Origin of the sequence: Prevotella sp. HMSC073D09 (assembly GCF_001814145.1) — a bacterium.
Taxonomy (GTDB): domain Bacteria; phylum Bacteroidota; class Bacteroidia; order Bacteroidales; family Bacteroidaceae; genus Prevotella; species Prevotella conceptionensis.
Map to the genome: position 1 here is coordinate 90,555 of NZ_KV815107.1, position 11,934 is coordinate 102,488.

At 50.2% G+C, this 11,934-nt stretch carries 6 protein-coding genes; 4 read left to right on the top strand and 2 right to left on the bottom strand.

Annotated features, from left to right (window positions below; all coding sequences use genetic code 11):
• Nucleotides 1-1,060: 1,060 nt before the first annotated feature.
• The 4 genes from HMPREF2955_RS09175 to HMPREF2955_RS09190 all read left to right on the top strand — a co-directional run bounded on the left by HMPREF2955_RS09175 (nt 1,061) and on the right by HMPREF2955_RS09190 (nt 9,971).
• Nucleotides 1,061-4,597, top strand: a complete 3,537-nt coding sequence (locus HMPREF2955_RS09175) for a SusC/RagA family TonB-linked outer membrane protein (protein ID WP_070722827.1) — start codon at nt 1,061-1,063, stop codon at nt 4,595-4,597.
• 12 nt (nt 4,598-4,609) lie between these two features.
• Nucleotides 4,610-6,475 (top strand): RagB/SusD family nutrient uptake outer membrane protein, encoded by a 1,866-nt coding sequence (locus HMPREF2955_RS09180; RefSeq protein WP_070722828.1) that lies wholly within the window; start codon nt 4,610-4,612, stop codon nt 6,473-6,475.
• A 320-nt stretch (nt 6,476-6,795) separates the two neighbouring features.
• Nucleotides 6,796-8,214, top strand: coding sequence for a DUF4623 domain-containing protein (locus HMPREF2955_RS09185; protein WP_070722830.1), 1,419 nt, complete (start codon nt 6,796-6,798; stop codon nt 8,212-8,214).
• Between the two features lie 305 nt (nt 8,215-8,519).
• Nucleotides 8,520-9,971 carry a glycoside hydrolase family 10-like protein gene (locus HMPREF2955_RS09190; protein WP_070722832.1) on the top strand — a complete coding sequence of 484 codons (1,452 nt, stop codon included), beginning with the start codon at nt 8,520-8,522 and terminating at the stop codon, nt 9,969-9,971.
• Between the two features lie 422 nt (nt 9,972-10,393).
• On the opposite strand, the gene HMPREF2955_RS09195 is transcribed toward HMPREF2955_RS09190, so the two are convergent.
• On the bottom strand, nt 10,394-11,092 hold the full coding sequence (locus tag HMPREF2955_RS09195) for an LrgB family protein (RefSeq protein ID WP_070722834.1): 699 nt from the start codon (nt 11,090-11,092) through the stop codon (nt 10,394-10,396).
• 65 nt (nt 11,093-11,157) lie between these two features.
• A complete protein-coding gene (locus HMPREF2955_RS09200) occupies nt 11,158-11,586 on the bottom strand; it encodes a CidA/LrgA family protein (RefSeq protein ID WP_019188232.1) in 429 nt (142 codons plus the stop codon).
• Nucleotides 11,587-11,934: the final 348 nt, after the last annotated feature.

The following is an 11,934-nucleotide window of genomic DNA, read 5'->3' on the forward strand; positions in this document are numbered from 1 at the left end:
AGAATCGATTTTTTGCGGCAAGTTGGGCGATTGGGGACAAAATGGGCACTCATGGCGTTGAATTTTCTACTGAAAATATTACTTTTTTGCACCCTTGCCATGGTTTTCAGCAGGCAAATGGGGCAGAATTTTGGATTTTAGCGTATCCTTGTTCAGTACTTCGTACCTGAGAGGAGTGGCTGTCTTGTTTTTGCATCTCAAAGATAATATACTCCTATCAATACTGGTTTACAATCGAGTTCTGTTCGCCTTGGTTTTGCATCATAAAGATAATATACTCCTATCAATATTGGTTTACAATCGAGTTCTGTTCGCCTTGGTTTTGCATCAAAAAGATAATATACTCCTATCAATACTGGTTTACAATCGGGTTCTGTTCGCCTTGGTTTTGTGTCACAAAGACAACAAACGCCTCTCAATTGATAGGCAGACTAGAAGTTAACCCGTCTTAAACATTAAAATCTATTAACAATATGAAAACAAGCCTTAAAAATCAATCAAAACAAACCAACCTATTGATATTTAGCTTATATTTGTAAAACCTTTCTAAGAAGTATCAATCATACAAAAATATCCTACACATGACCTATACAACCCAAACAGCAACATCCCCAATGGCAACAAATAACCTACTGCACACCAGTAGTTAATGCCAACACCACGTTATACAAGTGGTTGCAGGCACCGGCATGCCGACAAAAAGGCCAAACCGTAACGCCCAAATGCCTTTACCGCAACCAACGAACCACCATACGCAAAGCGATGGAGCCTAACAATAGGCCGCTTTCACCCTCTATCAGACCATTTAACAAGCGCGGCGCAATGCCCTTGGTCTGCACCAGATGCCCAAACATTCTTAAACTGTCGCCTTCGTCCGCCTAACTCGCAAACACGGCCATGTAGCCTGCCGAACGTATTGTTCGCCTACAACGGCCAACTGATACAACCCCAACTAGCTGGCGAACAAACAGCAAATGACGAGAAAAAGGAGACGGCAATGGCAGCGATGCCACGCTCAACAAAGAACTAAAAACGTTGAATCTTAATAGATGTAAATGAGATGAACGAGAAATCTACCCAATCGGACAACCTTCACAAAGGACTCCAAAGAAAAAGACTTGCGCTTAGTTCCGCACCCATGCGAACTACGCTCATGTTGTCCCTCGCGCTCTCGCTTGGGGCCATGCCGTCTGCGGCGCTTGCCAACAGCACGCCCGCCAGCGGCCTTTTGCCTAACCCGATAGCCCTGCAACAGCAAAGCAAGGTGGCTAAGGGCGTGGTGACAGACAGCAACGGCGAACCGCTTATCGGCGTAAGTGTTACCGAAAAAGGCACAAACAACGCCTATGTAACCAACGTAAACGGCGAGTTCGAACTGCGCCTATCGTCTGCCAACGCACAAATCGTCGTGTCGTATGTGGGTTTCCTCCCCCAAACACTTAGAGCCTCGGCCAACATGCGCATCGTGCTGAAAGAGGATAGCAAGGCACTTAACGAAGTGGTGGTTGTGGGATATGGCGCACAAAAGAAAGCCAACCTTACGGGGGCGGTTACCAGCGTAGACGTTAACAAAAACCTTTCGAGCCGACCCATTGCCGACATCGGCCGCGGCCTGCAAGGCGTTGTGCCCGGCATGAACATCCGCGTACCCACTGGCGAGGTGGGTTCGGACCCGCTTATCAAGATACGCGGACAGATTGGCTCCATCGAAGGCAGCAATGCGCCGCTCATCTTGCTCGACAATGTGGAGATACCCAGCATACAAGTGGTTAACCCCAACGATGTGGAAAGCATATCGGTGCTTAAAGATGCGGCCTCGGCCTCTATCTATGGAGCAAAGGCTGCCTTTGGTGTTGTGCTCATCACCACGAAGAACGGCGCCAAGAGCAACCGCTTAGAGGTGAACTACTCTAACAACTTCTCGTTCCAAAGCACCGCAAGGAAATTGGAGATGGGCGGCATCGACGGCTTGCAATACACGCTCGACGCACAAATAAACCGCGGTGCGCCCCTGCCTGCCGGCGGTATGTGGCGCGTAAGTCCTGAAAGCATCAAGCGCATGCGCGAGTGGCAAGAGAAATACGGAGGCAGCGTTAAATGGAACGACCCCGTACTTTACGGGCGCGACTGGGAAGTGATTGGCGGAGAGAAATACGGTTACCGCCTTTACGATGGCGTAAAAGCGATGGTGCGCGACTGGGCACCAACGATGACGCACAACCTATCGGTGAACGGCAAGTCGGGCAACACCTCTTATAACATTGGGCTGGGTTACTTCACACAGGATGGCATGTCGCGCACGGCAAAGAAAGACGACTTCCGCCGCTACAACGCAACGCTGTCGCTGCAATCGGAGATTAACCAGTGGGTTACGGTGCGCATGAGCTCGCTTTATTCCGACCGAAACAAGCGTTATCCCGGCGTTGGAACCACATCTGCCGACCCCTGGCTCTACCTTTACCGTTGGAGCCCGCAGTTCCCCATCGGCGTAACCAGCAATGGCAGTCCGCTACACGAACCCTCTTACGAACTGGGTGCGGCCAACACCGACAACATACAGAACAAGTATTTCAACATCAACCTCGGCGTAACCGTAAACATCACCAAGAATTGGGACTTTAAGCTGGACTACACTTACGACCACAACGCACAGGAAACGAACGAGTCGGCCATTCAATACCGCGCAGGGCAAGTGTGGTACAACCCCGTTCAGTGGCTTGAAGACGGTTATCCCGTGTACGTAGACGAAAACGGAAACCGCACAGACACAGGCGGAAAACCTGCATATCGTTTTCCCGTTGCAGACTATTACTCGAATGTAGCATCGAGCTATGTGCAACAGTCCAGCAGGGCAACAGACAACAACACCATCAACGCCTACACCACGTACAACCTAAGGCTGGGTGCAGAGAAAGAGCATGCCTTTAAATTTATGGCCGGTATGAACCAAGTAACCAGCAAATGGACTTCACACGAAACCCTGCGCAACGGGCTTATCGACCAAACCAACCCGCAGTTCCACTTGGCAGGAGGCACCTATGACGGCGACGGAAACCGCAATTGGGAGGCACAACTGGGTTTCTTCGGCCGCCTGAACTATGCCTACGCCGACCGTTATCTGCTAGAAGCCAACGTAAGGCGCGACGGTTCGTCGAAGTTCCCCAAGCATCTGCGCTGGCAAACCTTCCCCTCGTTCTCGGCCGGATGGGTGTTTACCAACGAACCTTTGGCCCAACCCATCATCAAAGTACTTAGCTTTGGTAAGTTCAGGGCATCGTGGGGTAGCATCGGCGACCAGTCTGTGGCCAACACGCTCTATCGGGCCGTGATGGAAAGTGGTTCTAGCACGTGGCTCGACGGCAACAACAAACGTGTGCCGCTGTTCGGAACGCCCGCCTTAATAGACAGGAACATCACCTGGCAACGCATCGAAACGCTTGACCTTGGTGTAGACCTGCGTTTCCTCGACAATAAGATTGGGGTAACGTTCGATTGGTTTAAGCGCGACACCAAAAACATGATTGTACCCGGCGACGACCTGCCCGTAACCCTCGGAACATCGTCGCCAAAGGGAAACTTCGGACATTTGCAAACCAAAGGTTGGGAAGTTTCTGTAGACTTCAATCACCGTTTCGCCAACGGACTGGGCGTTAATGCCAACTTCACACTTGCAGATGCCATCACGACGGTTGTTCAAGGCGCCGACTATCAAAAGCCGTGGGAACTGCGAAGCGTTTACGACCAATACTCCACAGGCCGCCGCTATGGCGACATCTATGGCCTTGTAACCGACAGGCTCTTCCAAAAGGACGACTTTGAATACGATGCCGACGGCAAGAACATCATCCGCACAAACGTTATATATAAAGGTACGCTGCGTTCTACCAACAAGCAGACGGCTCGCCACCCCGTTTACCAAGTGCAATACGAAGACGGCGACAAGCTGGTTTTTGCACCTGGCGACGTTAAATTCAAAGACCTTGACGGCGACGGATACATCTCTGGGGGTGCAGGAACCAACGGCGACCACGGCGATTTGGCCGTGATAGGCAACTCTACGCCGCGTTACGAGTATAGTTTCCGCATAGGCGTAGACTATAAGGGCTTTGATTTCTCCATCTTCTGCCAGGGAATTGGCAAGCGTAAGATATGGGGAGAAGGTCAGTTGGCCATCCCCGGATTTAACGCCAAGGAAGGAGCAATCCCCAAGACTTTCGCTACCGACTACTGGCGAGAGGACAGAACAGACGCCTTCTATCCGCGTGCATGGAACCTAGGCAACAATAGCACGGGGTTCAGCATGCAGCGTCAGAGCAAGTACTTGCTCAACATGGCCTACCTCCGCGTGAAGAACATCAACTTTGGATATTCGTTCCAACAGAATTGGATAAGCAAAGTGGGCCTAACAAGGGCAAGGCTCTATCTCTCGTTGGAGAACTTCTTCACCTTCGACAACCTGCGCGGACTGCCCATCGACCCCGAAGCCATCTCCGGTTACTCGATGTTCACCTCTAAACAAAACTACAACAACGGGCGAACAGGTACGGGAACGCCCGTGTTCAAGTCGCTTTCGTTTGGCGCACAGCTCACATTCTAAAAAGCAATCCCTATGAAACTAAAAATATTTTCATTTATCGCCGTTTGCACTTTGGTTTGCTCAGCGTGCAACGACGTCTTAGACCGACCCTCGCTTACCTCGGCCGAAGACCCCGAATATTGGGTTAGCGAGAACAACGTGAGGCTCTATGCCAACGCCTTTTATCCCAATTTCTTCCCCGGATATGGGGTGGGGTATGGGGTTACGGCATACACCCCGAACAATAACTACAACTTTAACGACGACGTGGTGTTGAAAGGAACACAGCCGCAGTTTTCGAAAGCGGTGCCCAGTTCGAAGGGCAGCACTGCGCTGTCGCTCGGTTGGGAAAGTCAATTCAGCGGGCCAACATGGAACTTTGCATGGGTGAGGAAAGCCAATGTGATGAAAGACCGCATCACGCAACTGATGGCCGACAAGCTCACCGACGAGCAATATCGCCATTGGTTGGGCATCGCACGTTTCTTCCACGCATTGGAATATGCCCGCTTGGTGAACGTGTTCGGCGACGTGCCGTACTATAACCACGAGATACATCGCGACGAACTGAACGAAATTTACAAAGACCGCACCCCACGCAACGAGGTGATGGACTCGGTGTTCTCCGATTTCAGGTACGCCATGCAGAACGTTCGCCTGAACGATGGCGCACAAAATGTAAACCGTTACGTGGTGGCCGCCTTCGTGTCTAGGTGGGCCTTGTTCGAAGGGAGCTGGCAAAAATACCACTATCAAGACAACGAACGCGCCAAAGCTTGTTTCAAACTGGCCACAGAGGCGGCACAGATGATTATAGACAGCGGCAAATATGGCATCGCTACCGACTTCCGTTCGCTCTTCGGCTCCACGAACCTGAGCGACTCGAAAGACTGCATCCTCTATCGCAAATACGATGCCGAACAAGGCGTTACGCACTGCGTGGCATCCTATTGCCTGCCCAGCAACCCCACCGACCTTGGCCCCAACCTCGACCTGATCAAGGCGTTTATCTGCAACGATGGTAAGGATTGGAACTCCACCACAATGGCGGCTGCTAAGGACTTCACGCTCGACAGCCTCATCAAGACCCGCGACCCGCGTTTCGAAGCTACGTTCTATTACAAGACAACGGAGAATGCCAAAAGCTGCGGACTATATGTTACGAAGTTCATTCCACGTTCGGCCTTGTCTTACCTCAACATCGAAGGAGGTACGCCTGCACCCGAATTTCAGGGCGACAAAAACGTTACGGGCTATCCCGTTATGCGTTACGCCGAAGTGCTGCTTAACTGGATTGAGGCAAAAGCCGAGCTAGCCACGCTGGGAGAGGCGGCTGTTACACAGGCCGACATCGACATCTCCGTCAACGCCATTCGCAAAAGGCCGCTCGATGCAGAAGCGATGCAACGCCACGTAAAACAAACGGCAGCCATGAAGCTTGACCAACTGAACAACGACCCCAAGCGAGATGCCGACGTTCCACAACTGTTGTGGGAGATTAGGCGCGAAAGACGTATGGAACTTGCTTTCGAGTTCTCGCGCATTATCGACTTGCGCCGATGGAAAAAGCTGAACTACATGGATACCGATGCTAACCCCGACTTGCTTCTTGGCGCATGGGTGAACTTCCCAACAGAACTGCCCGGCGTGCTAAACGAAAAGACTGTGGGTGCCTATCGTGTACAAAATGCGGCAGGCAAGCTTGTTACTTACAATGGCAAGAACGCCAAGGACATGAAGGGTTTCTTCTATCCTAAGGAGACAATTGGCAGACTTCCTTTCCTTAACCTGCCCAACGTGAACCCCTATCTCTCGCCCATCGGCTACAACGACATTCAGAAATACGCCGAACGAGGCTATCACCTCTCTCAAACAAAGGGATGGCCCGAAGGATATTAATTTAGTTGACGAGGGGAAGAGAAAATGAAGTTGACGAGTTGACAAGTTGACGAGATAACGAGAAAACAAGGTTGCAAGGCTACAAGTAGAAAAGGTTGCAAGTAAAAAAGGATTATAGTTACGCTGCTCACAAGCATTTAACTTAACTCCTTTACTACTTACTCCTTTACTACTAACCAAAAGCATTTGGCTTAACTCCTTAACTCCTTAACTCCTTAACTACACACCAAAAAGCATTTGGCTTAACTCCATAACTCCTTAACTCCATAACTCCTTTAAAAAGCCCCTCAACAAACAACAAACTTTAAACAAAAGAAGGCATGTACAAGATAAAGAACATAGGTCTGGCAGCCATTGCCATGATGATGGCGACGGCATTTGTTTCGTGTGGCGACAACTATCCCGACAGCATGGATGCGCCCTACGATACCGATTTGCTCGGCATTAAAATAATGAATGCGGGTGCAAAAGGCGACCAAGTGGTGGAAGGAAGAATAGACGAGGAGAAGAAAGAAGTGAACTTCCCCAAGCTAGACACACTAACCAACTTCGCCGCACTGCGACTGGAAGCAAAACTATCTGACGGCGCACAACTCGAAAAAACCGAGATAGACTGCAAGATGACACCCGACGACGAGCAAAAGAAACTCACCATACGCGTGCTTAACCACAACAGGTACAAAGACTACTTCATGTTTGTGCGCAAACGCATTTCGCCCATAGGGGCCGACTTTAAGGATGCTAAGGTGTATAGCTTCGCAGGTGACAATCGTTACGAAGACTTTAAAACGTTATATACACGCTGTGCCGACTTCGATGGGCAACATGTATTGGTGGTAACACGTACGGACAACAAGCCACACTTGCTGAAAGTAGACGACCTCAAAGCGGGTAACATCAACCGCATACCGCTTGACCTCACCGACGTATCGGGCGGAACGTTCCCCTACAACATGGGTGCGTTGGCCAATGGGCACATCTATATGGCCACACTTGCTGGCGGAAAGCCCTCGCCCTTGAAGATTTATTATTGGGAAACGCCCACATCGAAACCCGAAGTGATATTCAGTTCCACTGTGCAAGATATACCCGAATCGGGCAAACGCTATGGCGACAACATGTCGCTCAACATCGACAAGAACGGCGATGGGCACATCTTCTTTGGCGAAAACACGGCGCAGAACATTCTTCGCCTCACTGTTTCAAACCATAAGACTGTGTCAGAGCCAACCATTTTGTCTGCCGACCCGAAGATGAAGGTGGCAATGAACATCTATCGTTACGAAAATACGGGCGACTATCTGTATAGCGGTTTGGCCATGCCTATCACCCTTTCGGGCAACGCTGCCGAAAAGAAGTTCAGTCTTTCAGCCGAGCACCAACCCGCAGAGGCCGTTGCCGCCCGCGCATTCATGTTCAACAACAAGCGTTACCTCATCACCTGTTCCGCCGGTTTCGGCAGCGCAAGCAAGGCCACGCCCACGCTCTACGTCTTCGACGTCAGCAAAGGCAACAACTTGGCCGAGGCTCTCGAACGCTTTGATGCAGCTAGCGAACACGAGCCCGTTTACACATTCATCTTAGGTGGAGCCGGGAACGGTGCCCCCTCGCCTTGCACCAACTTCTATATCGAACGCGATGCACAAGGTAAAGATGCCAAACTTTATCTCTTCGCATCGCGAGGCGAATCGGGTTTCGTTATCGTTGAAGTGCCTATGGCGCAAGATAAGGATGATTAATCTGACGTTGGTGAGTTTGTGGACTTATGAGTTACAAGTTGATGGGAAAATGAAACAAAAAGTTGAAGTGACAAAGGTTTAGGTAGATGACTTGTTGCGGGATGGACGACAAAACACGTCAACCCCAACAACCCCTCAACTTATGAACTTATTAAATCCCAGGCTCATCAACTCCCCAATTCATCAACTCATCAACTTCCCAACTCAAAAAAGTCTTAGCTCCCAACGAGCCAAGCGAGTGATAACCTCTTAACTCATTTAACTTTTCAAAGCCGCGTGTGCGAAACTTTTAAAACATCATAATTATGAAAACGTGGAAGAAAGTAGCCCTAGCCCTATGCGTATTGTTGGTTGTGGCCTGTCATCGTGACGACAAAAACGACCAGCCCGACCTCTCCAACCAACCCATCCTGCCCAAGAAAGAATTGCGTGGCGTATGGATGGCCACCGTGTGGGGGCTAGATTGGCCACAGGGCGAGTATGATGGCGAAGCCCAAAAGGCCAGCTATATCGCCTATATGGACCTCTTTAAACAAAACAACATCAATGCCGTGTTCGTGCAGGTAAGGGGCATGGCCGACGCATTTTATAAGTCGGCCTACGAGCCGTGGTGCCAATATCTCACGGGCCAGGCAGACAAAGACCCGGGATACGACGTGCTGCGCTTCATGATAGACGAGGCCCACAAGCGCGGAATAGCCTTCCACGCATGGCTAAACCCCTATCGCGTAGCCACAAAAAAGGCAGATGCAGCGGCATTCCCTGCGCTAGACAGTCGCATACCCCAGGCCATGACGGTAGACTATAAAACCATTAGGATGTACAATCCTGCTTTGCCCGAGGTGCGCCAACGCATCTTCGACATTGTGAAAGAACTCATCACCAAATACGATGTGGATGGCGTGCATATCGACGACTACTTCTATCCCTCGCTCGCTTCTGGCGAAACCATCAAGGATGAGAAAGAATATGAGCAGTATGTAGCCAAAGATAAAGATGGAAAACCCACCATCACGGTAGAAGATTTCCGCCGTAACAACGTGGACTTAACCGTTAAGGGCATACACGATGTTATACAGGCTACGCGCCCCGAGGTGGCTTTCACCATCAGTCCGGCGGGAGACCCCGACTACAACTTCAACACCATGTATGCCGATGTGCTGAAATGGTCGCGCGAGGGTTGGTCTGAAGCCATCATCCCACAGCTCTATTTCCCCATGGGTAGTGCCGAGTCTGGTTTCAACCACCGCCTACATTGGTGGTCGCAATTTACATATAACAATGCGCTTTTTGTTGGATATGGCACTTATCGTTTTGGTTCAGACAAGGCAGCGGCCTATCAGAGTTCCGCCGAACTGGCTAACCAGTTCGCTTTTGCCCAAAAGTTCCACAAAGTAAAGGGCAGCGTGCTTTACAGTGCCAAAGACTTGCTGAACAATCCTGTTAACATTCTCTCGGTGATCAAAGACGTTTACAAGCATCCCGCCGTGCTACCCTATCTCGGTAAGAAAGCAGCCACACCGCCTTCTGCGCCCACCAACGTGCGCGCCAACGGCAAAACGCTGCAATGGAATGGGGCAGACGGCGCCTACTTCGCGGTATATCGCAGCAACGGAGCGGGCAAAGAGGCCACAACAATAGCCGTTACATACCAACAAGAGGTTACGCTAAACGAAACTGGAACATACTTTGTTACGGCCGTAAGCAAAAAGGACAATGCCGAAAGCCAACCTTCAACAACCGTTGACGTAAAGTAAAGGCCGCGGAATAGCGCACTGAACAGCCGCATCGCCTTTCCACCTTTGCCGCATGTGTACAAGCATAAGTGCCGTAAGGCGTTAAAACCTTCGGGTTTACGAACGGCATGCTTGCTCCTGCTTTCTGTGGGAGAATGTATCATTAATGGAGTGGGTCGACAACAAACTAAACACTGATAGTTGGTTGTCGGCCCACTATCATTTGCCAAACTCCTTGTTCCCACTAGCCAAACGCCTTGTTCTCATTTCCCAAACACCTTGTTTCCACTAGCCAAACACCTTGTTTTCACTTGCCCAGGCATTGCATCTAGCCCTTTGTCACGATGTGTTCTGTAGGTGAAAACAAGTTTTTTTGCTGGTTATCCCGTGGGTTTAAGCCTGCAACAGCACCTTTACAACTCGTTAACTTGTTAATTCGTCAACTATATAATCCCCATTATCCTAAGGATGGTGGGTGTGAGCAGGGCGGTGAAGATGCCGTTGAGGGTAATTCCCAGTGATGCGAAGGCACCATACTTGTTGCTGATGCCCATAGCCGTGGATGCCCCTACGGCATGCGAAGCCGTTCCCATGGACAGCCCCTTGGCAATGGGACTGCTGACGTGGCCTAAGGCCAAAGCCTTAAAGCCCAGTATGGCGCCCAAGATGCCTGTTATTACCACTACGGCCGCCGTGAGCGAGGGGATGCCGCCAAGGGCTTGGGTTACTTCCATGGCGATGGGCGTTGTTACCGATTTGCTGGCCATGGAGATGATAACCACATTAGACGCGCCGAAAAGCTGTGCCACGACAACTACGCTGACAATGCCCACCAGACAACCCACCAACTGCGACAGAACGATGGGGAACCATAACTTTTTAATGGCCTCGAACTGTAAATAGAGTGGCACGCCCAAGGCCACGACGGCTGGTTTGAGCCAAAAGTCGATGAGCTGACCGCTCTGTTCGAATGTTTCGAACGATACGCCCGTTAGTTTCAGGTAGGTTATGAGCAGCACAATGGCTATGAGTATGGGGTTGAGCAGTACCCAACCCGTGCGGTATTGCAGTCGGCGGAAATAGTAGAATACGGCAAAGGTGAGTGCCAAGATGATGTATTGGTTGGAGAAAAGCTGTTGCATTTGCGTGTGGGGTATGTGATGTTTGGCCTGTTGGCCCGCTATAAGTGATTGATGAGACTGTGGGGTTATACTTCGTCGTCGTTGGTGGGCGCAACGGCTTGTGTGTGGTCTTGTTGTTTTCTCTTATGCCTGCGCATGTGCATGGCCAGCAGTTTCCGCTCGGCCTTCACAACGAACTGGTGCATGTGTCCCGTTACTACCAATACGAGTATGGTGCTTAGCAAGGTGGCCATAGCAATGGGCAGCAGCTCTTTTTGGATAACATCGAGGTAGAGCATGATGGCCACGCCAGGAGGCACGAAGAAGAAACCGAGGTTTGCAAGCAAAAACTGGGAGAGTTTCTCTACCCATTCTAGCTTTACTATCTTGGTTTTGAGAAAGAAAGTGAGGAGCAACATGCCGATGATGCTCGAAGGTAGCTTGATGCCCGTTGCCCATACGATGACCTCGCCAAGGGCAAGGCATCCGAAAATAACGAAAAATTGTTTAGCCATTATAGCCGATGAACGAATGCTTGTTTATATAATGCAATGGCCTGCAAAGGCAAGCCTTATCCTTAATAACGATGCAAAGGTAAGGCTTTTTTTTGAAATGGAGGTTATAAAGGTGAAAAGGGTTATAAAGGTGAAAAGGTGAAAGGGTGAAAAGGTGAAAAAGGTGAAAAGATGGCTAACCCTTTTAAAGGTGAAAAGGTGAAAAGGTGAAAAGGTGAAAGGGTGAAAAGTTGAAAAGGTGAAAAGATGGCTAACGCCTTTAAGAGTGAAAAGGTGAAAAGGTGAAAAGATGGCCGCGTGGGCTAGTTGAGGCAAGGATAACTAGAAAGACTGGGATAACTAGAAAGA